The following is a 21,703-nucleotide window of genomic DNA, read 5'->3' as shown; positions in this document are numbered from 1 at the left end:
GATCGTTCGAAAGCGAGCCAGCGTTTGCTTGTAGCACTTACGTGTTTCGGGCGAAGTGTCGTCCGGGCGACCAGTGGTTCAATCGGTCGGCGCCAATAATGCGGTTTCCCTCGAAGCTTGCCTGCTGACTTCGTCAGTTATGCCAATGACACATCGTCTGGTGGCGATCCTCATTCCGACGCGCTGCCCGTCGCCGTCTCGAACATGTGAATCCTGAGCAGCGCGGTCGTGTCGAGGGACCGGTTACTGAACTCTGCGCCGACGAGCACGCTGCCCGCCGCTTGACGCAGATTGCGCACGACGCAGTTGAACACCACCGCATGCACTTTCCCGTCTGCGCGCAGGCGCAGCGCGAGCTTGAAGTGTTCGCCGACATTGACGAGCGCGTCCGCCAGACGCAACGCCACGCCGCCGAGGCTGACATTGACCACGGCGACGTCGAAGCCCGCCGCGACACAATCGTTCCTGATGAGACGGCCTGCCAGTTCGGTCGAGACTCGAACGTCCTTGCGCACGATATGCGTTTGCACGGTTTCCGGATACGCGAGATAAACGACTTTCACAGGCGAATCGCTTCGTCCGATCACCGTGCTCGAGAAACGGTAGATCTTGCGCCCGAGAAGCCCTTTGCATTCGACGGACATTCCAGCGTCCAACAACTCATGCGCGCTGCCTGCCGTAACGACCAGCGCGCTGCCCGCCACGCAACCGACAAATTCGGCCTGCACCGGCGGGTGACCGCAGCCGACTAGCGTCAGCTGCATGCTTTCCAGCGTTTTCGGCAAGGTGCCGGTAACGGCTGCCGCGCGATCGACCTTGGGACGGTTAATGGACGCGTGGTGCTTCGCGGTCGATATCAGCAGCTCGCTCGACCTGACGCCTTCCGCATGCGGTCGCTCGGTCGGCGCGTCTTCATCGCGAAACCCGCCTGCGGCGAGAATCCGGTCGCGCTGCCCTTCGGACCGCACGCAATAGCCTCTCGTCAAAAGAAGCTTGCCGCTTGCCGAATAGGCCGCGAAAGGAAGCGGCGTGCCGATTTGAAGTTCCTGTGCGCTTAGTTTGACCAATACCATGTTCGTATCTCGATGGGGCAGATGCCATCCCTCTATGCGGGGATGGTCCATGTCTCCCCGCATACGTTACCGGGCAGGCGGCGGCACTTAAGTACGCTAACGCGCATTCATCAGACGATACGGCGCCTGCATTGGCGCGAAACGATCCGGTATCCCGGTACACGGCCAGTCTGAAAGCAAACGTTCAACTTTCCGGCAAACGAGCCGATATTGACCATGTCGGCAAAACGAAAGTTGAACGCAAGGGCGGGACAAATGAAGAGAATGAGTTTCAAGGCAACGCTGTGGAGCACCGTGGGGTTCGTGTGGCTGAGTTTGATCGTGCTTTCGCTCACGAGCGCGGCCATGACGCGCACATTGATGATGCACGACCGCCAGCAGGCGCTGGCCGAGCAGGTCCAGTCCGCCGTGAGCGTGGTGAATTTCTACGTGCAGCAGGCGCAAAGCGGCGCGATGCCCGCCGAAGAAGCCAAGCGCGCGGCCATCGCGCATCTGCGGCCGGTGCGCTATGGGCAGAGCGGCTATCTGCTCGTCGTCGACTCGACGATGCTGCAATTGCTCAATCCGATGCGCCCCGAAACCGAAAACAAGATCAACGATCTGGTCGACAAGACCGGCAAGCACTTCACGGCGGCGATCGTGAAGCACGGACTCGACGGTACGCACCTGACCGATTACCTCTATCCGAAGCCGGGCCAAACGGAGGCGCTGCCGAAGATCGCTTACGGCGAGTATGTTCGCGCGTGGGACTGGCACGTCTATACGGGCGCTTACGTCGACGACATCAACCGTGAATTCGGCCGGCGCCTTCTTGCGATGCTCGCGATCGTCGGCGTCATCGGCCTTGCATTGACCGTGGCGATGGGCTGGATCATCCGCAATGTGCTGCGCAGGCTCGGCGGCGATCCGAGGGACGTCGCAGACGCGTGCAAACGCATCGCGGCGGGCGATCTCACGGAGACCGTGCGTGTCGCGGCAGGCGACGATGCGAGTCTGATGGCATCGGTGCGGGCCATGCAGGACCGGTTGCTGCAAACGATGGGGGCCGTGACTGCGTCTGCCAACGCCATTGCGGGCGCAACCAAGGAAATCGCCGCCGGCAACACGGATCTCTCGTCGCGCACGGAAGAACAGGCCGCATCGCTAGAGGAAACGGCTGCGAGCATGGAAGAACTGACTTCGACCGTGAAGCAGAACGCCGACAACGCGCGTCAAGCCAGCGATCTCGCCGAGAACGCGACCGCCGTCGCCAACGAAGGCACGGCGATCGTCGGGCAGGTCGTGGAGACGATGGCCGGCATCGAAGAAAGCTCGGGGAAGATCGCGGAGATCATCGGCATGATCGAGGGCATCGCGTTCCAGACGAATATTCTGGCGCTCAATGCCGCAGTGGAAGCCGCGCGCGCCGGCGAACAAGGCCGCGGCTTCGCGGTCGTGGCAGGCGAAGTGCGCAGCCTCGCGCAGCGTTCGTCCAGCGCGGCTAGGGAAATCAAGGCGCTCATCGAGACGTCGGGCAGCCGCGTCGGCGCAGGCACCGAACTCGTCGCGAAGGCAGGCGAAACCATGCGCAGCGTGCAGTCCGCGATTCAGCGCGTGACCGACATCATGGGCGAGATCGCGTCTGCATCGCACGAGCAAAGCCGCGGCATCGAGCAGGTCAATCAGGCCATCTCACAGATGGACGAAGTCACGCAGCAGAACGCCGCGCTCGTCGAAGAAGCGGCCGCAGCGGCCGGCTCGCTGGAAGACCAGGCCGAAGCGCTTCGCAAAGCCGTCAGCGTCTTTCGCACGAGCCCGAGCGCAGCCGTGGTGGCCGCGCATGCGGTGACGTCTGTGTCGAGAGAAAGCCGCCCGCGTCCGGCGACGGCTCCGACAGTGCAGCGCCCTGCCGCTGCTCCGGCATTGGAGCGGATAAAGCCGACGGTGACAGCAAAACGCGTCGAACCTGCGGTGCACAAGCCCGTGGCAACCGCGACGAATAGCGGCGACTGGGAGACGTTCTAAAGCTACTAGTTAGCCATCCTATGTAGTTCCACCGATCGCGCGCTTCTGATCCGGACCCGATACCGCGCCCGAGGGTTGGCTTGCCGTTTGCTACGAGTCTAACGTGTCCAATTCAACGAATCGGAGGATACGATGACGACGCATGCCGGACGATCGCAGGAAGACCGCATTCAGGCGGAGAAAGGCGAGAAACTGCCCGCGCAGGAGCAGGCAGGAGGCAAGATGGCCGTTGAAGGCACCGAAGCGAACAAGGACTCGAGCAGCGGCAAGCTCTCGGAGGCGGGAAAGGACGTCTGGCGTCAGGGCAGCACCATCGACCAGGAAGGCCCTTTGCCACCGGACGAGAAGCCCGGCATTTGAGACGCCGACGCCGCGCAAGTTCAGCGCAAGATCGACAAGGGAGAACCGATGTACATCGTCTGCCACATGATGTCTTCAGTGGATGGCCGAAGCCTCACGGACGGCTGGCATCTCGACTTCGCCAGCCCTTGTTATGAGGAGACGGCCGCCAGTTTCAACGCGGATGCCTGGTTATGCGGCCGCGTCACCATGCAGGAAATCTCGCACGCGAAGGACCGAGAGTATCCACGCGGTCTCGCCAAGAGCCCGCTGCCACGCACGGATCATTTCGCCAAGCGCGACGCGAGCCAGTACGCCGTGTCGATCGACCCCAAGGGCCGCGTCGGCTGGAAGACCGACACCGCGCTCGACTCGCATATCGTCGAAGTCCTGGCGGAGAGCGTGGAGGACGATTATCTCGCGCACCTTCAGTCGATCGGCGCGTCATATCTTTTTGGGGGCAAGGACGACGTCGATCTTCACCGCGTCGTGGAGACGCTCGGCCGCGAACTGAAGATCGACAAGCTCATCGTCGAGGGAGGCGGTCACGTGTCCGGAGCATTCGTCAACGCGCAACTGGCGGATGAAGTCAGCGTGTTGCTGATGCCGCTCGTCGATGGGCGTGACGCGCATCCTTCGTCATTCGAAGTGGCAATGGATAAGTGGCAGAAGCCCTCTTATCTGAAGCTGGAGTCAGTCGAGAAGCTGGATAACGATGTCGTTTGGGTCCGGTACACGCGCAAGAAGTGAGAGTCGGGTTCGCTCGATGAATGGCTTCTAGGCGGCACGCTCCGACGCGCGCCGCTTTGCCTCTTCCAGCGGCGCTTGCGCAAGCCAGTGGCAATAGCCGGCGATGCTGCGGATATCGATATCCTCCAGCGCCATATGCGCGTACTCGCCTTTACGATAGCGATGCTTCGACCAGTACGTGTCCGTATGCCACGCATGAATGTGCAAGACGTCGCTACCTAGCTTGCGATCCGCGAAGGAGAAGTGATCCAGCAATCCGAGCGTGCAGGCCTGCGGGTAAGTCAATCGCAGGGCGAGCTCGCCTGCATACATGGTCAGCACCTGCTTGCACCAGCCGGGCCACGCACCTTCGAAATCGCGGAATTCTTCATCGAGCAGCCGGTTGCAGGCTTCGGTTTGCGCAGCGAGATAGTTTCGCAGCCATTCCGATGGCCCGAGCAGCGAAGCGCCGACGTTGTGAAGCCCAGTGTGCGGATAACCCCAGCGCGCCGATATGTCGGAAAGCCGTGCGCGCACCGAAGCATCGTAGGCATAGGCGCCGAATCCTGCGCAAAGGCCAGAGGGACGGAAGTCTCTCAGCGCCGGAGTAACGAACGTATCGCAATCCGTCTTCAGAATGTAGTCGAAGCGGGCGCACGCCTCGCTTACCGCAGGCTCCGCGAGATTCGCGACGGAGTTGATATAGCCGTAACCGTGCCACGGCGGATTGCGTTCGGCATAAGGCACACTCGGTATGGTCTCGATGCGAGCATCCTCGGGCAACCGGGTCGCAATTGCCGGGTGACACACCGCAACGATCCCGCCACTTTCGAGTACGCCCGAATAGATAACGCTCTTATAGAGCCAGCCGAATTCCTCGAGCATCTGCTCGCTGTTGTCGATATAGACGAGTATCCCAAGTTGCATGACGTCCTCTTTCTCGGGCTTGCTGCGCCGCGGCCGAAGCGAACGAGTCGAGTATGCGAAGCCGCGACAGCAGCACGCCATGCTATACAAAAATGTTGAAGCGCTGCCGCCGTAGCGCATAAATGCACAACTCTGCCGGCTTTTATAGCGCGAGAACGTTCACCGCAACGTCGACATGATGCGATCCGCCGCCGAGAATCATGCCGCGCAACAAGGACACGTCGCTGTAATCACGGCCGGTTGCAAGCGTCACGTGGTCCAGATCGGCGAGCACGTCGTTGGTCGGATCGAGGTCGATCCACCCGCTTTTCGGGCAATGCACCGACACCCACGCATGCGAGGCATCCGCGCCGATCAGTCGCGGTTGACCCGGCGGCGGGTCGTTGCGCAGATAGCCGCTCACATAACGCGCCGGCAAGCCCAACGTGCGAAGGCAGCCGATCATCACTTGCGCGAAATCCTGACATACGCCCTGGCGCAGTTCGAAGGCGCGCGTAGCGGGCGTATCGAATGCGGTCGATGAGGGCTTATACGTAAAGTCGGCATGGATGCGGTGCATGAGGTCGATTGCGCCCGCGATCAGTGGCGTGCCTTGCACGAAACTCGGCAACGCGTAATCACGCAACGCCTGAGTCAACTGAATGTTGGGCGACCCATAACAGTATTCCGACTCACGGACAAACGGCGAACCGGCCGTGTAGCGCAGCCGTCGTGCGACCTCTTCCCACGGCGGCGTCGCCCGAGGGTCGAGCTTCGTCCAGCGTGGACTCAGACGAACCGTGGTTTCGCTTGTCATCGAAAGACGCTCGTGCGGCGCGTCCAGCGAGAAATAGAGCAGGTCGTTGCCGAATGCGTCGACACGGCTATGCACATACGAAGGAGCCGGATCTATCCGCTCCGAATGCGCGATGACCTGCTGCCACGGCGTATGCAGCGGACGGATAGTCGCTAGGTGCTGGGCGATCTCGACGGGCGTCGAATAGCGATATGTCGTGCGATGCGTCACTGCGAGCGTCGTCGATCTTGGCGCTTTGTCGATCGTCGAGGTCATTAGGACACCTGTGCAGCAATGGGATTGGCGTGACTGAAGTAGTGCGCGCTGACTTCGTTCGATGCCGCGCTCACAGATGCAAGCAGCCGGTCGCAAAGCAGCACGAGCGCGCCGAACCGCCCGTTTTCATCGGCTTTGCACAATGCATCGAGGGGCGGCAAGGTATCGAGGTCCAGCGAAATACCGATGAAATGCGCGCGCCGTGCTGCGCCCGCGGTCTTCATCATCTCATCGAGCTTCGCGCGCAAGCGGACCAGCACGCCATAGAGTCCGCGCGGATTCGTCGGGTCCACGACGATCAGGTCGATCAACGCGGCCGCCTCTAGCCGGCCGGGATAAAGCGAGCGATAGGTAAGCGTGGTATCGAAAAGATGCAGCAGCAAGTCGAAGCCGGCCGGATGCGTCAACGTGCCTTGCGTCGCGAACACGCGCAGGAAAGTAGCCATCGTCGACACACGCTCGATCATCCTGCCAATGAAGATCATGCGCCACGCTTCATCGCGTGTCATCCGATCGCCTTGCGCGCCGCTAATCGCGAGCAGTTGAGTCGCAAGCTGTTCCAGCGCGCCGCTCAACATCACGCGGTCATAATCCCTCGGCACGTCGGGCGTGATGAGGCCGAGGCGCGCGAGCGCATCGCGAAAGTCGTTGCGCGCCGCGAGAATCGTGCGCCAGTGATCGGTGGAAAGCCGATCGCGAATCTCGCCGCATGCATGCGCCTGATTCGCGAGATTGCCGCCGATGCTCGTGGCCGATGCCGTCTCCGCCAGTCCGGCGACGAGCACGCGCTCGAATGCGTGTGGCGAGCTTCGCGCAAGCGTATCGATGGACGGAATGAGTCCGCATTGCGCGGCGAGTTCGACGAGCGTGGGAAACATCTCGTCGGCATCACTGGCTTCGAGCGTGCCGAGCAACAGGCGGCACAGACGCACGTTGTTTTCGGCGCGCTCGCCATAGCGTCCGGCCCAGAACAGATTCTCCGCCGCGCGGCTCGATACCACGCGATGCTTGCGCAAATCACCGGGCTGCATCGGCGATGGACGCAGCGGCACCGCGGGACCAGGATGGGTAGCCAGCACCCATGTATCCACGCTGCTGCCGCCGAACTGCATCGACACCGTGGGGCGCTTGTCCGCTGCGAGGCGCGTGAAGCCGCCGGGCATCACGCTCCAGCTTCCGTCGGGCCGCGCGATGGCATAGGCACGCAAGACACATGAGCGAGAGCCGAGTGCGCCATCGTGAAAGCGCGGCGCACTCGAAAACGGCAGGTCTTCCTGTACGGTGAACATGTCGGGCGCGCGCTCGATGCGCTCGCGCCAGCCCGCCAGCGCCTGCGATCCCGCTTCGATGCCGGGCGCGCCCTCCTCATGCATGCCGGACCAAGTGGGAACCACGAGAGCGCGATCGAGCTTCTCGAAGGCTTCGCGTCGCGCGGCATCTTCGCCGCACCACCACGTCGGCACGGTAGGCAGATGCAATTCCTCGTCCAGCAGCGCACGCGCAATGCCCGGCAAAAATGCATGTAGTGCGGGCGATTCCGTGAAGCCCGCGCCGGGCACATTGGAAACGGCAACGTTGCCCGCGCGCATGACCTGCAACAGTCCGGGAACGCCGATGGTCGAATCCGCGCGCAACTCGACCGGATCGCAGAACGCATCGTCCAGACGCCTCAGCACGGCATGCACGCGCGAGAGGCCCGCCAGCGTTTTCAGGTACAGCTTGTCGTGGCGTACGGTCAGGTCCTTTCCTTCCACGAGTGTCACGCCCAGATAACGCGCGAGAAAGATGTGCTCGAAGTACGTTTCGCTGAAGGGCCCAGGACTCAACAGCGCGATGTGAGGCGCGTCGCTGCCGGCGCTTTCATCATTGCGCATGATGCCTCGGGCCGCCTGCGCAAGCGTCGCGACGAGTTGCGAATACGTCGATGCAAGCCCATTGATGCGCAGGGTGCGGAACGCATCGCTGAAAAGACTCGCCACGATCATGCGGTTTTCGAGCGTGTAGCCCAGGCCCGACGGCGCCTCCGTGCGATGAGCAATGACGGTCCATTCGCCCGACGGCGCACGCGCGAGATCGATCGCGACGATCTGCAGATAGCCCCCGTTCGCAGGCACGAAGCCCTTCACCGGGCGCAGATAGCCCGGATGCCCGAACACGAGCGCAGCAGGCAACAGCCCTCGTTGTAGAAGCGTTTGAGCACCGTAGGCATCGGCGACGATCGCCTCCATCAAGCGGGCGCGCTGCGCCACGCCGCGTTCGATGACCGCCCATTCGCGCTCGTCGATCAATAGCGGCAAGAGATCGAGCGACCACGCGCGCGGCTCGCCGTTATCCGCATAGACGTTGTAGGTGATGTCGTTATCGCGTATCTGTCGCGCGACGGCTGCCACGCCGTCGTCGAGACGCGCGATGCCCTGCTCGCCGAGCAATTCGAAGAACCGCCGCCACGGCTCTCGCATGTGCCCCGAAGCGTCGCGCAACTCGTCCCAGTGCCCTTCGCGTACAGGCAACGCGCGCAGGAGCGCCAAAGCGTCGGTATGCGCGGCCGTGGTATCGAAAGGCAATGTCGATTGGAACGCCAAGATGGCCTCACTTGTCATGCTTGCGCGCGTCAACGGCTTTCATGAGCGGCGCAGGTCGAGCGTGAACGGGAATTCGAGGCTAGGCTCGCGTGTTGCCACATGCATCGCGCCCGGCGTATGGCCGCTCGCGAAGAAACGCGCACGCCGGCGACTCTCCGCTTCATACGCGTTCACCGGGAACGTCTGATAGTTGCGGCCGCCCGGATGCGCGACGTGATACTGGCAGCCGCCGATCGCGCGACCGGTCCATGTATCCACGATATCGAAAGTCAGCGGCGCATGCACTCCGATAGTCGGATGCAGCGAGGTCGCATGCGACCACGCGCGAAACCGCACGCCCGCGACATACTCACTGACGCGCCCTGTGGGTTGCAGCGGCACGGGCTCGCCGTTGACGGTCACGACATGTCGACTGCCGTTGAGCCCGAGCACGCGTACTTCGAGCCTTTCGACCGACGAATCGACATAGCGCACCGTGCCGCCGATCATGCCCTCCTCGCCCATGACGTGCCACGGTTCCAGCGCGTGGCGAATGGTCATCGCGATGCCGCTTGTTTCGTACGCACCGACGACCGGGAAACGGAATTCAAAATGCGGCGCAAACCAATTCCTGTCGAAGGCAAAGCCCGCATCGCGCAGTTCGGCGATCACATCGTCGAAGTCCATCTGCACGAAAGTGCCGAGCATGAAGCGATCATGCAACTCCGTGCCCCAGCGCGTGAGCCGCGCCGTATAGGGCTTCTCCCAGAAGCGGGCGACGAGCGCGCGCAGCAGGAGTTGCTGCACGAGACTCATGCGCGCGTGCGGCGGCATTTCGAATCCACGCAGTTCGAGCAGACCCAGGCGGCCGGTCGGACCGTCGGGTGAATACAATTTGTCGATGCAGAATTCCGCCCGATGCGTATTGCCGGTCACGTCGATCAGGATGTTGCGCAAAATGCGGTCGATAAGCCACGGCGGCACTTTGGCGCTGCCGCGCCCGCCGAGCAGATCCACTTGCCGCTGCAATTCCGCAAACGCGATCTCGAGCTCGTACACCTGATCGTTGCGTGCTTCGTCGATGCGCGGCGCCTGACTCGTCGGTCCGATGAATAGCCCCGAAAACAGCATCGATAGCGACGGATGGTTGTGCCAGTACGCGATCAGGCTTGCCAGCAGATCCGGGCGCCGCAGGAACGGGCTATCGGGCGGCGTCGCGCCGCCGAGCACGAAATGGTTGCCGCCGCCTGTGCCGGTATGCCGGCCGTCCAACATGAACTTCTCCGGACTCAGATACGACTCGTGCGCGGCGCCATAGAGGTATTCGGTGTGCTCGACGAGTTCCGCCCAGTTCGACGCCGGATGAATGTTGACTTCGATCACGCCAGGGTCGGGCGTCACCTGAAGCACCTTAAGGCGCGCGTCGCGCGGCGGCGGATAGCCTTCGATGATGACGGGAATGCCGAGATCGGCGGCGGTCGCTTCGACGGCCGCGAGCATGTCGAGATAGTCGTCGAGCGAAACGAGCGGCGGCATGAACACGTGCATCAACTTGTTGCCTTGCCCTGACTTTTCGAGCGTTGCCGCTTCGACCTTCGGACCGGCCGCGCGCGCCGGGTCGCGTGCTTCGACGCAGATCGCGGTACGCGCGATCCAGCCGGCAGACTCGCCGCGCTCGGGCATGCGACTCTTCGCGTCGGCAGTGGTCGCTTGCGTTGCTTCGCCGGTGGAGTCCTCAGTCGCGTCGCCCGGAATTTTGCGTGCGGCATGCTGCATGCCGAATGCAGCATCACGGTCGGCGTACTGCATGCGCAGTTCGGCGGCGCGACGCAGCGGCACGGAAGGCGCGAACGGATCGTGTTCGTGCTGCCACGGATAGTCCGCCTCGGCAACCCACGGCAGGGAATTCAGCGGCAAACGGTAGCCCATCGGCGAATCGCCCGGAACGAGGTACATCCGCTCATCGCGGAAGAACCACGGGCCGGTCGTCCAGCGGCCCGGCCGCCCTGCCGCGCTTTCCTCGCGCGCGATCGGCAACGCGTAGCCCGTGACCGAGGGCAGCCCCGCATCGAATACCCGGCGCAAGCGCACGCGCTCGAGTTCATCGTCCAGGCGGGAGTCGAACGGGTCGACATTGACAGGCAGACGGCGTTCGCGCCACAAGTAGTACCACGTGTCCTCGTAACCCGGCTGAATGTATTCAGCATTCAGAGACAGCTTGCCCGCGAGGTGACGAATGAAGCGGGCGGCGTCGTCCGCGGTGTAGTTCGCGGGCTGCCGTTCGTCGGCGAAGAGCGCGGGATCGTGCCAGCAAGGCTCGCCGTCCGCGCGCCAGAACAGCGACAGCGCCCAGCGCGGCAACTGCTCGCCCGGATACCACTTGCCCTGCCCGATATGCAGGAAGCCGCCCGCGCCGTAGTGCGCGCGTAGCTTGTCCATCAGCGATACCGCGTAAGCGCGCTTGGTCGGACCAAGCGCGTCCGTGTTCCACTCCGGTGCATCGCGGTCGCGCACGCAGACGTAGGTCGGCTCGCCGCCCATCGTCAGACGCACGTCCGACGCGTCGAGTTGCGCATCGACCTGTTCGCCCATGCGCAGCACGGCCTGCCAATCGTCCTCGCTATAAGGCTTCGTCACGCGCGGCGTTTCACGCACGCGCTCGATCGACATCGAATGCCCGAACTCGACTTCGCATTCGTCCACGGCACCAGAGACAGGCGCCGCGCTATCCGGCTCGGGCGTACACGCGACCGGTATGTGGCCTTCGCCCGCGAGCAAGCCGGAGGTCGGGTCGAAACCGATCCAGCCTGCGCCCGGCAAGAAGACTTCGCACCACGCATGAAGATCGGTGAAATCGACGTCGGTGCCACTCGGGCCTTCGAGCGATTTCACATCCGGCGCAAGTTGCAGCAGATAGCCCGACACGAAGCGCGCTGCGAGCCCGAGATGCCGCAACGTCTCGACAAGCAGCCAGCCCGAATCGCGGCAAGAGCCTGCCGCGCTCACCAGCGTTTCTTCCGGCGTTTGCACGCCCGGCTCCATGCGAATGAGATAACGGATCTCACGCGATAGGCGCTGATTCAGTCCGACGAGAAAATCGACTGTGGGCTGCGCCGAACGGTCGATGCTTTCGACGAACGCGGCGAATCGCGGCGTCAGTTCGCGCTTGATCATGTAAGGCGCGAGGTCGTGCAGCAACTCGGGCGCGTAGCTGAAGGGAAACGATTCCGCAGACGGTTCGAGAAAGAAGTCGAACGGGTTGTAGACGGCCATCTCGGCCACCAGATCCACCGTTACCTTGAATTCACGCGTTTTCTCGGGAAAAACGAGGCGCGCCTGGTAATTGGCGAATGCGTCCTGCTGCCAGTTGATGAAGTGATCCACCGGTTCGACGCGCATCGAGTACGAAAGAATCGGCGTGCGGCAATGCGGAGCGGGCCGCAAGCGAACGACTTGCGGCGAGAGACCGACGAGCCGGTCATAGCGATAATGCGTAACATGGTTCAACGCGACACGTATGGACACACCGACTCCTTTTTCCGTTTGCAGCTAACGACTGGACCCTGAACCTTCGCAAGAGGCACGTTGTTTGCGCCATGGCGCTGACTTCCGGGCAACATCCGGTTCGATCCCTCCCTCCGGCTCACATAATGAAGACCTTTCACTGCAACCGCTGCAATCAACTTGTGTTCTTCGAAAATACGCATTGCGAAAACTGCGGCGCGAAGCTCGGCTATGTTCCCGAACTGAGTCAGATCAGTGCATTCGACGAGACGGAGGACGGCGCGTGGAAGAGCCTTCATCCCCTCGCCAAAGATCAGCTCTATCGCCCTTGCCACAATTACGCGGTCGAGAATGTCTGCAACTGGATGGTCCCTGCGGATTCCGAGGAGCCGCTCTGTTCGTCGTGCCAGTTGACGAGCACCATCCCCAATCTGGAAACGCCCGGCAACCGCCTCTACTGGTATCGCCTGGAGACAGCCAAACGCCGGCTGCTCTTTACGCTCGCCGAGCTGGGTCTTACCGTGCAGTCGCGCGAGCAAGACCCTGAACATGGCCTCGAATTCCAGTTCCTCGAAGGAGACGAGGAAGGTCGCGGCGTCATGACAGGACACAACAACGGGATCATCACGCTCAACATCGCGGAAGCCGATGACGCGCATCGCGAGAAGGTGCGCTCCGCGATGCATGAGCCGTACCGCACGTTGCTCGGCCATTTCCGCCATGAAACTGGGCACTATTTCTTCGATCGCCTGATTGCGGATACGCCGCGCGTCGCGCCGTTCCGCACCGCGTTCGGCGATGAACAGCAGGACTATGGGGCCGCGCTCGATCGCCATTACAAGGAAGGTCCGCCGCCGAACTGGGCAGAGAATTACATCAGCGCGTATGCCACCATGCATCCGTGGGAAGACTGGGCCGAGACGTGGGCGCACTACCTGCATATCGTCGATACGATGGACACGGCCGTATCGTGCGGTCTGGTTCTCGTGCCCGACAGCCCGCATGAACCGACGCTGACGGACACCACGCCTATCGAGGAAAGCACGTTCGATGACCTGATGAAACGCTGGTTTCCGCTCACGTATGCGCTCAATAGCCTGAACCGCAGTCTCGGCATGCCGGATGGCTATCCGTTCACGCTCGCCCCGCCCGTCATCGACAAGCTGCGCTTCGTTCATCGTGTCGTCGCCGCGGCGGCCAAGCGTTGAACGCACGGTTCAGCTCGACGAACGTTGTGACTGCACCGGCGATTCCGCTTGCGACTGAGCTTGCGATCCGCCGTTTCTCTGCGTCTGCGTCTGACTTTGACTTTGGCTCTGACTTTCCGAAGGCACCTCGGCCGCGATAGGCAATAGAAACTCGCGGCTGATGCTGCTCGCGAGCTCATTCACGCGTGCCAGAAAACTCACGAGGTACGCGTGCAAGCCCCCTTGCAGAATCTCGCCGATATCGCCGTTTCTCAGTTCCGCACTGAGTTGCGCCGCAAGCCGCACGGCTTCGGCATCGCGTCCCTTTGTCACGTGAATGATGAGTTGCTCGACTTCGGCGAGACTCGCCGCAAGCGAACGCGGCCAGTCGCGATAGAGAATGAGCAAGTCCGCAACGCGCTCCGGTGTAATGACATCGCGATAGACCTTGCGATACACCTCGAAGCCCGAAACGGAGCCGAGCACCGCTGTCCAATGGTGATAGTCGAACGGCTGCGCGGACGTGTCGGCGCGCTGCTCCATCATCTCGAACTTCACGTCGAGAATGCGCGCCGTGTTATCGGCACGCTCGACGAAGGTGCCGAGACGCATGAAGTAAAACGCGTCGTCCTTGACGAGCGTGCCGAGCTGAACGCCGCGCGACAAGTGCGAACGAAACTTGACCCACTCGAAAAACGTATAGGGCTCGCGCTCCAAGATGCCGTCATGCAGCATGCGCTGACAGTCGAGCCATGTCGTATTGAGCGTCTCCCATAGCTCGCTGTTAGTGGAACTGCGCACGGCTCGCGCATTCTCGCGCGCCGCACGCAGACAACTGACGATGGACGACGGATTCGATATATCGCGCGCCATGAAGTCGATCACGTCGCGGCTTTTCATGCTGCGATGCGCGGCGGAATAGATGCCGCTCAACTCGGAGATTGAGAGCATCGCCCGCCAGCCGAGTTCCGCATATTCGTCGGATTGAGGCAAAAGCGACAGTTGATAATTCGCGTCGAGCATCCGCGCGGTATTTTCGGCACGCTCGGTATAGCGCGCCATCCAGAAGAGATGATCCGCGGTACGGCTCAGCATGGGTAGTCTCGCGTATGTATTGTGTAGGTCTCGATTGCGTGTTCTAGCGTTCCTCTAACGTTCCTCTAGCGTTCCAATACCCACGTATCCTTGGTTCCGCCGCCTTGCGACGAATTGACGACGAGCGACCCTTCGCGCAATGCAACGCGCGTCAGTCCTCCCGGCACCATGCGCACGTCGGTGCCCGATAGCACGAACGGACGCAAGTCGATATGACGCGGCGCGATGCCCGCTTCCACGTATGTCGGACAAGTGGACAAAGCGAGCGTCGGCTGCGCAATGTATTTCTCGGGATTCGCTTCGAGCACCGCGCGAAACTCGGCGATCTGCGCGGCAGTGGACGACGGCCCGACGAGCATGCCGTAGCCGCCCGCGCCATGCGTTTCCTTGACGACCAGTTCCGGCAAATGATCCAGCACGTACTTCAGGTCATCGGGCTTGCGGCACATCCATGTCGGCACGTTATTCAGGATCGGCTCCTGACCGAGATAGAAACGCACCATGTCCGGCACATAGGGATAAATGGACTTATCGTCGGCGATACCCGTCCCGACCGCATTGCACAATGAAACGTGTCCCGCGCGATAAGCCGATATCAGCCCGGCTACGCCCAATGCCGAATCAGGGCGAAAGACGAGCGGGTCGAGAAAGTCGTCGTCGACGCGCCGGTATATGACGTCCACTCGCTGAGGACCTTGCGTGGTCCGCATATAGACATAGCCGCCGTCGACGAAAAGGTCTTGCCCTTCCACCAGTTCCACGCCCATCTGCTGCGCAAGGAATGCGTGCTCGAAATACGCGGAGTTGTACATGCCGGGCGTCATCACGACGATGGTCGGATTGTCCGCGCCGGCGGGCGCAGCCGCGCGCAACGTATCGAGCAGCAAGTCCGGATAATGCGCGATCGGCGCGACGCGGTTACGCGCGAAGAGATCGGGAAAGAGCCGCATCATCATCTTGCGATTTTCCAGCATGTACGACACGCCGGACGGCACGCGCAAGTTGTCCTCGAGAACATAGAACTCGCCCTGACCGGCACGCACGATATCGATGCCGGCGATATGCGCGTAGATATTGCGCGTGACATCGACGCCGCGCATTTGCGGCCGATACTGCGCATTGCCCACGATTTGCGCTTCCGGAATGATGCCCGCGCGAATGATGTCCTGATCGTGATAGATGTCGTGGATGAAGCGGTTGAGCGCGTTCACGCGCTGCCTGAGACCGCGTTCGAGCGCCTTCCACTCATCCGCCGGAAAAATGCGCGGAATGACGTCGAACGGAATAGTGCGTTCGGGAATGATGCCCGGCACGTCGCTCTTGCCGTACACCGCGAACGTAATACCGACGCGGCGAAAATTCAGGTCCGCCTCCGCGCGCTTGAGATCGATTTGCCTTTCGCTTTGCGCGCTCAGCCACTCCATGAATTCACGGTAGTGCGTGCGGGGTTCGCCCGCGGCAGGAAATGCCGACGCCGGTACTCCCCGCGCTTCGAGCTGGCTTTGCTCGAACATCTCGTTGAAGAATGCTTGCGTCATGGCGGGTCTTTCCTATCAAGTGCGTGCCGGGAACGGATCCCCTTGTGGTTGGTATTCTGGTTGCACTCGCAATCACTTGAAGAGCCTGACGACGCGGCGCACCGAATGACCGTGCGGCGCATTCGGCTTGCGGGTTTTCATAGGCGACCTCGAAGCGCGATGCATCTTGCGTCCATTGCGCGGGCGGCCCAGTGCCAAGATTGCAACGAGCAACTTCGATGCCAAGTCGTAAGCGAACGTCTAATTCGTTGAACGCATGGAAGAAGCGCAGGGCAATGAAATCACTGCTGCACCAAAAGAGCGCGGCCCTGCCGGCTTATGCACACTGCCACAGCCAATGTCATGCCGCACGGCGGTGCGCTTCGTCGGCACGCGTCCGCGCCGGTATCATGGGGATCCTGGCGAATCATTCTGACCGTTCATGAACACACCTCTTCAAGGCGCCCCTCGTTCCGGCTTGCGCGAACTCACACCGCTCGAAGCGCGCGTGCTCGGCGTGCTCGTCGAAAAGCAGCAGACGGTGCCCGACACCTACCCTCTGTCGCTGAATTCACTCACTGCGGGTTGCAATCAGAAGACCGCGCGTTCGCCCGTCATGAGCGTGACCGAAGACGAAGTGCTGACGACCATCGACGGCCTGAAGCGCCTTTCCCTCGTCATCGAGGGCAGCAGCAGCCGCGTGCCGCGTTTCGAGCACAACATCAATCGCGTGATGGGCATTCCGAGCCAGTCCGTCGCGCTGCTGGCGACGCTCTTTTTGCGCGGACCGCAAACAGCGGCCGAACTGCGTGCGAACAGCGCGCGCTTGCATAGCTTTGCCGATATATCGTCAGTCGAAAGCTTTCTCGAAGAACTCGCCGAAAGCGATCCGCCTCGCGTGGTCAAGCTCCCGCGTACGCCGGGCGAGCGCGAGAGCCGCTGGATGCACTTGCTATGCGGAGAAGTGAGCCTGAGCGATGCGCCTTCTCAAGAGGCGTCAGCGGGTGCGTCGCATTCCTTGTCGGAATTCGAGGCGCTGAAAGCGGACCACAAGCGGCTCGCTCAAGAGGTGACGCAATTGCGCGCGATGGTCGAGCACATGGCGAGTGAATTAGGCATTGCACTGGATAAGCCGTCGCAGACATGACGACGCCGATCATGCCGGCGTCGCTCGCCTTTCGCGCCGACGGCACACCGTATTGCCCGAGGCACGACGACATTTATCACAGTGCGTCGGGCGCGCTCGCGCAAGCACGCTATGTCTTCCTGCAAGGCAATGGCCTGCCTGAACGGTGGCGGGAACAACCCTCTTTCAACGTCATCGAGACCGGCTTCGGCATGGGAGTCAATTTTCTGGCGACCTGGTCGATGTGGCGTACGCATCCTCATCGTCCGAAGAGACTCGAATTCGTGTCGATCGAGAAGCATCCGTTTAGCGCAGACGATTTGAGGCGCGCGCATGCGGCCATCATCGACGATGCGTCCATCAGCCCGCTCGCAGATGAGTTGGTCTCTAAATGGCCGCCGCTCAGTCCGGGCGTGCATCGGCTGATGTTTGCATCGGGCGCGCTTGCATTGACGCTGATCTTTTCCGATATCGCGGACGCCTGGCCTTTGGCGCTCGCACTCGGCTTCACCGCGGACGCCATCTATCTCGACGGCTTCGCGCCGAAAAAGAACCCGGACATGTGGACGCCCGACACCTTTGCCATGCTGGCGCGCCTCGCGAAACCCGATGCAACCTTTGCGACTTACACGAGCGCCGGACTCGTCAAGCGGGCGCTTCTCGAACATGGCTTCGTGTATCGCAAGACGCCTGGCTTCGCAGGCAAGCGCGCCATGCTCACCGGCCAGCGCGACGAGAGTTCCAAGGAAAGACGCGATGCCCACAACGCATTCTGATTCGCATGCGCAAAACGATATCGTGTCGCTCGATGCGTGCGCGCTATCTCGAGCCATTCAAGCCCGCGACGTCTCATGCGTGGAAGTGATGCAGGCTTATCTTGCGCAAGTGGACCGCCTGAATCCGCGAGTCAATGCAATCGTCGCCATGCAAGACGGCTATGCGCTTCTCGCTCTCGCGAAGAAGCGCGACGCACAGTTATCGCGCGGTGAAAATCTCGGGCCCTTGCACGGAATTCCTCAAGCGCCGAAGGACATCCTGCCTGTCGCAGACATGGTGACCACCAAGGGATCGCCCATTTTCGCAGGCGAAGTCAGTCAGACGGATGCCATCGTGTTCGAGCGGATGCGGCGTGCCGGCGCACTCTTTATCGGGCGCACCAACTCGCCTGAGTTCGGACTCGGCGGTCATACCTATAACCCTGTGTACGGCACCACGCGCAATGCCTTCGATCCATCGCGCTCGGCGGGCGGGAGCAGCGGCGGCGCGGCCGTTGCAGTCGCCCTTCACATGCTGCCTTTCGCCGATGGCACCGACATGATGGGCTCGCTGCGTACGCCCGCCGCATTCAACAACGTGTTCGGATTTCGCAGTTCGCCCGGATGCGTGCCTTACGGTCCCGCCGACGATGTCTTCTTTCAGCAATTCAGCGTCGTAGGCCCTGTCGCGCGCACGGTGGAAGACCTGGGCTTGCTGCTGTCCGTTCAGGCAGGCTTCGATGCACGCGCGCCGCTCTCCCGTCGAAGCGACACGCCTTCCGACTTCTCGACCGCGCTTGAACGCGATATGCGCGGCACGCGCATCGGGTGGCTGGCCGACCTCGACGGTCATCTGCCGATGGAACCCGGCGTGCTCGAAACCTGCGTGTCCGCGTTGCGCCATTTCGAAGAGGCAGGGTGCTCGGTAGAAGCGGCGCGCGTGGACTTCGATATGGAACGCTTATGGCAAGCGTGGCTCGACTTGCGCAGCTTCACGTTCGCCGGTGCCAACGCGCCGCTTTACCGCGACGAAACCCGCCGCGCGATGCTCAAACCGGAAGCCGTGTGGGAAATCGAGCGGGGGTTGCGGCTTTCCGGACAACAAGTGTATGACGCCGTGCGCGAACGCACGGCGTGGTATCGAGCGATCAACGCGCTCTTTGCACGCTTCGACTTTCTGGTGATGCCGGCCGCGCAGGTCTTTCCTTTCGATGCAGAGATGCACTGGCCGTCTTCCATCGGCGACCGGAAGATGGACACGTATCACCGCTGGATGGAAGCGGTCGTGCCCGCAACGATGGCTTCATTGCCGGCGCTATGCGCGCCGGCGGGCTTCGGTCCCAACGGCCTGCCGATGGGCTTGCAGATTATCGGCGCGGCGCAGACGGACCTTGCCGTGCTTCAAATGGGGCTTGCGTATGACCGTGCCAGCGGCTATTCAAAAACGCATAGCCCTTTGCTCGGTTGAGTCGAGTGACAGCGTGAGCCCGACATCATTCCGTCGACTCGTGAACGGCGGGCGCGAGCGCGAGCGCAAGGATCATCGCGCCGCTATTCAACGGTACCGAGCTGCCGACCCGGCGCGGCCTGTAGACGGGTTGTCCACGGCGAATGGCCTGACCGCTCAACGCGCAGACGCCGCCCTTGCGCGCGGTGCAGAGCGCCCACACCTGCTCTGAATAATTAAACGATGTCGGGTCGTGCCATGAAAGCGCGAGCGTGGATTCACTCAGGCGCTCGAGCAATCGAATGTTTGCAGCGGGCACATGACCGTTCGAAGTGTTCACGTTGCCGCGCACGCCGCTCGCCGTAGAGCGGGCTATCGGCGATGTTGCTTGCGCGGAATGAGTGCAGCGGCCCGAACGATTGTCGAGCATGGCGAGGGTACGGCTCCACGGATCCAATAGCGAGGGATGCTTCATGCTCCGCTCCGGCTTGTCGCAACGCGCGCCTGTCTCGCATTGCGTGTTGACGTTGTAGGAAACACTGCGAGCGCGATGGATCGCTTCCGCGCCCGCTCATACGAAGACGGTTCTAAGGGTAGTACAACTGAAAAAGAACCGTTTCACTTTCTTGCCCGGCTTTTGTCGATGCAGGAAATGCAATACAGGGCGAACGAACGTTCGAAAGGCGCGCTGCCCACGTATGGCGGCTGCCGTACGTTGCAACGGAACGAGCATGCGCACGCTGACCGATTTCTGACAAAATAAAAGCAGCGAACCGCAAACCTCCTGTCGAATCATGACAAGCAAGCTCTGCATCAATGCGACCGTTTCGGCGGACCGTGCCACGGTCAGCTTCGTCGCGTTTTCCCGTGAGCGGGAAATTCACTGCAACATCACGCGCAGGGCGTTGGAACAATGTTTCTGGGCGCCCGTCGGCGCGAGCGACGAGCGCCTTCTCAAAGCGTTGAACGATGGCTACGAACGCATCAGCGCGCGCGTGCATCGGAAGTTTTTAGCGCATCCGTCCAACTCCATTCATCTGGACGTGATGGATTTTTCTTCCTGATGCCGCGCGTCGGTAAAACAGGTGGCTATCGCGCTGCCTGCGTTGCCTTGCGCATCTTCGCGACATCCTCGGGCTGCACAGCCGGCATGTTGTTGTTCCATGCGCCGCGGATAAACGTCACCACATCCGCTATCTGCTGATCATTCAGAACAGGCGCGTAGCGAGGCATCGGATACGGCGCAGGCACGCCTTGAATAACGAGGTTCTCGGTGCCGTTCAGCGTCACGTTGATAAGCGACGAAGCATCTTTCTCCAGCAAGTTCGGATTGCCCGCAAGCGGCGAGAGCATGGGTGCGAAACCCCGCCCGTCGATGCCGTGGCAATGCATGCAGAAGGCCGCATAAACACGCGCGCCGGAGTCCGATGCCGGACGCGTCAACGACACTTTCGTCGCCTTCGAATCGTATGAATAAGGCGCGTTGCCGTTGCCGCCCGCAGCCGGCAATGACTTCAGATAGTGCGCCATCGCGGTCACGTCCTGATCGGTGAGCATCTGCGTGCTGTTGTTGACGACGCTCGTCATCGAACCGAATGCAGTCGCGTGCGCGTTTGCGCCCGTCTTCAGGAACGCGACGAGGTCCTGCTCGGACCAGCGCCCGAGCCCGGTATTGTGCTCGCCGGTCAGATTGGAACCGAACCAGTTGTCGAGCACGCCGCCCGTCAGATAAGCCGTGCTGCTCTCGTCGAGCCCCTTCTCCTGAAACGCGATGCCGCGCGGCGTGTGACACGCGCCGCAGTGCCCGAGACCTTGCGTCAGATACGCGCCGCGGTTCCATGCCACGTCCTTGCCCGGCTTGTCCTTATAGACGCCTTTGTCGAGAAAGACCGCGTTCCAGAGCATGAGCGGCCAGCGCATGTTGAGCGGCCATTTGATATCGGCTGCGCGGTTCGCCTGCTTGACCGGCGTGACGCCATGCATGAAGTAAGCGTAGAGCGCATGCATGTCCTCGTCGTTGATCTTCGCGTACGACGGGTAAGGCATGGCCGGATAGAGATTGTGGCCATCCTTCGCGACGCCTTCGCGCAGCGCACGCGCGAAGTCTTGCTCGGTATAGCGGCCGATGCCCGTATCCGGGTCCGGCGTGATGTTCGTCGTGTAGATGGCGCCGAGCGGTGTCGTCATGGGCAAGCCGCCTGCCATGGGCTTGCCGCGTGGCGCGGAGTGACAGGCGATGCAATCGCCGGCCTTGGCGAGGTAAGCACCGCGCGCGACGAGCGCGTCGCTCGACGCATCCGCGCGCGCCGTCAAAGGCGCTGCCGCGAGTGCGATGTTCGCCGCGAGAAACGCGGCCGTGAAGGGCCTGAGGGCAAATTTCATGGGGTC

Annotated in this window: 16 protein-coding genes and 1 pseudogene; 8 read left to right on the top strand and 9 right to left on the bottom strand. The window is 61.9% G+C overall.

Annotated elements, in window-relative coordinates; genetic code table 11:
• Positions 1-170: 170 nt before the first annotated feature.
• Positions 171-1,073 (bottom strand): PilZ domain-containing protein, encoded by a 903-nt coding sequence (locus NCR35_RS23450; RefSeq protein ID WP_250536314.1) that lies wholly within the window; start codon positions 1,071-1,073, stop codon positions 171-173.
• Positions 1,074-1,328: 255 nt separating this feature from the next.
• On the opposite strand from NCR35_RS23450, the gene NCR35_RS23445 reads away from it, so the two are divergent.
• The 3 genes from NCR35_RS23445 (at position 1,329) to NCR35_RS23435 (ending at position 4,166) form a co-directional block, all read left to right on the top strand.
• Positions 1,329-3,077: a methyl-accepting chemotaxis protein gene (locus NCR35_RS23445; RefSeq protein WP_250536313.1), complete on the top strand. Its 1,749-nt coding sequence runs from the start codon at positions 1,329-1,331 to the stop codon at positions 3,075-3,077.
• 132 nt (positions 3,078-3,209) lie between these two features.
• The gene (locus NCR35_RS23440) at positions 3,210-3,437 is read left to right on the top strand and encodes a hypothetical protein (RefSeq protein ID WP_250536312.1); all 228 of its coding nucleotides are present in this window, start codon (positions 3,210-3,212) and stop codon (positions 3,435-3,437) included.
• A 48-nt stretch (positions 3,438-3,485) separates the two neighbouring features.
• Complete coding sequence (locus NCR35_RS23435; protein WP_250536311.1) at positions 3,486-4,166, top strand: dihydrofolate reductase family protein; 681 nt, start codon at positions 3,486-3,488, stop codon at positions 4,164-4,166.
• 27 nt (positions 4,167-4,193) lie between these two features.
• Here the strand turns inward: NCR35_RS23435 and NCR35_RS23430 are convergent, their stop codons facing one another.
• From NCR35_RS23430 to NCR35_RS23415, 4 genes are all read right to left on the bottom strand, one after another.
• Positions 4,194-5,072 (bottom strand): DUF7164 domain-containing protein, encoded by an 879-nt coding sequence (locus NCR35_RS23430; protein ID WP_250536310.1) that lies wholly within the window; start codon positions 5,070-5,072, stop codon positions 4,194-4,196.
• 142 nt (positions 5,073-5,214) lie between these two features.
• Positions 5,215-6,123 carry a transglutaminase family protein gene (locus tag NCR35_RS23425; RefSeq protein ID WP_250536309.1) on the bottom strand — a complete coding sequence of 303 codons (909 nt, stop codon included), beginning with the start codon at positions 6,121-6,123 and terminating at the stop codon, positions 5,215-5,217.
• Entirely contained in the window at positions 6,123-8,705 is a 2,583-nt protein-coding gene (locus NCR35_RS23420; RefSeq protein ID WP_250536532.1) for a circularly permuted type 2 ATP-grasp protein, read from the bottom strand. Before NCR35_RS23420 ends, NCR35_RS23425 begins: the two co-directional genes overlap by 1 nt.
• 39 nt (positions 8,706-8,744) lie before the next feature.
• The gene (locus NCR35_RS23415; RefSeq protein WP_250536308.1) at positions 8,745-12,209 is read right to left on the bottom strand and encodes a transglutaminase family protein; all 3,465 of its coding nucleotides are present in this window, start codon (positions 12,207-12,209) and stop codon (positions 8,745-8,747) included.
• 125 nt (positions 12,210-12,334) lie between these two features.
• On the opposite strand from NCR35_RS23415, the gene NCR35_RS23410 reads away from it, so the two are divergent.
• Positions 12,335-13,396 (top strand): zinc-binding metallopeptidase family protein, encoded by a 1,062-nt coding sequence (locus NCR35_RS23410; protein WP_250536307.1) that lies wholly within the window; start codon positions 12,335-12,337, stop codon positions 13,394-13,396.
• Between the two features lie 9 nt (positions 13,397-13,405).
• Here the strand turns inward: NCR35_RS23410 and NCR35_RS23405 are convergent, their stop codons facing one another.
• Together NCR35_RS23405 and NCR35_RS23400 are read right to left on the bottom strand one after the other, a co-directional pair.
• Entirely contained in the window at positions 13,406-14,470 is a 1,065-nt protein-coding gene (locus NCR35_RS23405) for an alpha-E domain-containing protein (protein WP_250536306.1), read from the bottom strand.
• Positions 14,471-14,535: 65 nt separating this feature from the next.
• Positions 14,536-16,008, bottom strand: coding sequence for a circularly permuted type 2 ATP-grasp protein (locus NCR35_RS23400; protein ID WP_250536305.1), 1,473 nt, complete (start codon positions 16,006-16,008; stop codon positions 14,536-14,538).
• 421 nt (positions 16,009-16,429) lie between these two features.
• Between NCR35_RS23400 and NCR35_RS23395 the strand changes: the two genes are divergently transcribed.
• The 3 genes and pseudogenes from NCR35_RS23395 to NCR35_RS23385 all read left to right on the top strand — a co-directional run bounded on the left by NCR35_RS23395 (position 16,430) and on the right by NCR35_RS23385 (position 19,336).
• A complete protein-coding gene (locus tag NCR35_RS23395) occupies positions 16,430-17,134 on the top strand; it encodes a YceH family protein (RefSeq protein WP_250536304.1) in 705 nt (234 codons plus the stop codon).
• A pseudogene (gene mnmC2, locus NCR35_RS23390) lies at positions 17,131-17,841 on the top strand (tRNA (5-methylaminomethyl-2-thiouridine)(34)-methyltransferase MnmC2); the annotation flags it as partial. The gene NCR35_RS23395 and the pseudogene mnmC2, both read left to right, overlap by 4 nt.
• A 28-nt stretch (positions 17,842-17,869) precedes the next feature.
• Complete coding sequence (locus NCR35_RS23385; RefSeq protein ID WP_250536302.1) at positions 17,870-19,336, top strand: amidase; 1,467 nt, start codon at positions 17,870-17,872, stop codon at positions 19,334-19,336.
• 25 nt (positions 19,337-19,361) lie between these two features.
• Here NCR35_RS23385 and NCR35_RS23380 read toward each other — a convergent pair whose 3' ends face one another.
• Positions 19,362-19,790 (bottom strand): DUF3331 domain-containing protein, encoded by a 429-nt coding sequence (locus NCR35_RS23380; protein WP_250536301.1) that lies wholly within the window; start codon positions 19,788-19,790, stop codon positions 19,362-19,364.
• A 319-nt stretch (positions 19,791-20,109) separates the two neighbouring features.
• Here NCR35_RS23380 and NCR35_RS23375 point away from each other — a divergent pair, with 319 nt between their 5' ends.
• A complete protein-coding gene (locus NCR35_RS23375; protein WP_244850417.1) occupies positions 20,110-20,379 on the top strand; it encodes a DUF1488 family protein in 270 nt (89 codons plus the stop codon).
• Positions 20,380-20,404: 25 nt separating this feature from the next.
• Here NCR35_RS23375 and NCR35_RS23370 read toward each other — a convergent pair whose 3' ends face one another.
• Positions 20,405-21,697, bottom strand: a complete 1,293-nt coding sequence (locus NCR35_RS23370) for a cytochrome c (protein ID WP_250536300.1) — start codon at positions 21,695-21,697, stop codon at positions 20,405-20,407.
• Positions 21,698-21,703 lie beyond the last annotated feature (6 nt).

It is taken from the genome of Caballeronia sp. AZ10_KS36, assembly GCF_023631105.1.
In the GTDB taxonomy this organism is placed as follows: Bacteria; Pseudomonadota; Gammaproteobacteria; order Burkholderiales; family Burkholderiaceae; genus Caballeronia.
The sequence above is the reverse complement of the archived record's forward strand: the minus strand, read 5'-3'. Positions and strand labels throughout refer to the sequence as shown.

Coding starts and splice junctions, on each gene's coding strand:
- NCR35_RS23450 (WP_250536314.1), bottom strand. CDS start 1,073: ATGGTATTGGTCAAACTAAGCGCACAGGAACTTCAAATCGGCACGCCG.
- NCR35_RS23445 (WP_250536313.1), top strand. CDS start 1,329: ATGAAGAGAATGAGTTTCAAGGCAACGCTGTGGAGCACCGTGGGGTTC.
- NCR35_RS23440 (WP_250536312.1), top strand. CDS start 3,210: ATGACGACGCATGCCGGACGATCGCAGGAAGACCGCATTCAGGCGGAG.
- NCR35_RS23435 (WP_250536311.1), top strand. CDS start 3,486: ATGTACATCGTCTGCCACATGATGTCTTCAGTGGATGGCCGAAGCCTC.
- NCR35_RS23430 (WP_250536310.1), bottom strand. CDS start 5,072: ATGCAACTTGGGATACTCGTCTATATCGACAACAGCGAGCAGATGCTC.
- NCR35_RS23425 (WP_250536309.1), bottom strand. CDS start 6,123: ATGACCTCGACGATCGACAAAGCGCCAAGATCGACGACGCTCGCAGTG.
- NCR35_RS23410 (WP_250536307.1), top strand. CDS start 12,335: ATGAAGACCTTTCACTGCAACCGCTGCAATCAACTTGTGTTCTTCGAA.
- NCR35_RS23405 (WP_250536306.1), bottom strand. CDS start 14,470: ATGCTGAGCCGTACCGCGGATCATCTCTTCTGGATGGCGCGCTATACC.
- NCR35_RS23400 (WP_250536305.1), bottom strand. CDS start 16,008: ATGACGCAAGCATTCTTCAACGAGATGTTCGAGCAAAGCCAGCTCGAA.
- NCR35_RS23395 (WP_250536304.1), top strand. CDS start 16,430: ATGAACACACCTCTTCAAGGCGCCCCTCGTTCCGGCTTGCGCGAACTC.
- NCR35_RS23385 (WP_250536302.1), top strand. CDS start 17,870: ATGCCCACAACGCATTCTGATTCGCATGCGCAAAACGATATCGTGTCG.
- NCR35_RS23380 (WP_250536301.1), bottom strand. CDS start 19,790: ATGAAGCATCCCTCGCTATTGGATCCGTGGAGCCGTACCCTCGCCATG.
- NCR35_RS23375 (WP_244850417.1), top strand. CDS start 20,110: ATGACAAGCAAGCTCTGCATCAATGCGACCGTTTCGGCGGACCGTGCC.
- NCR35_RS23370 (WP_250536300.1), bottom strand. CDS start 21,697: ATGAAATTTGCCCTCAGGCCCTTCACGGCCGCGTTTCTCGCGGCGAAC.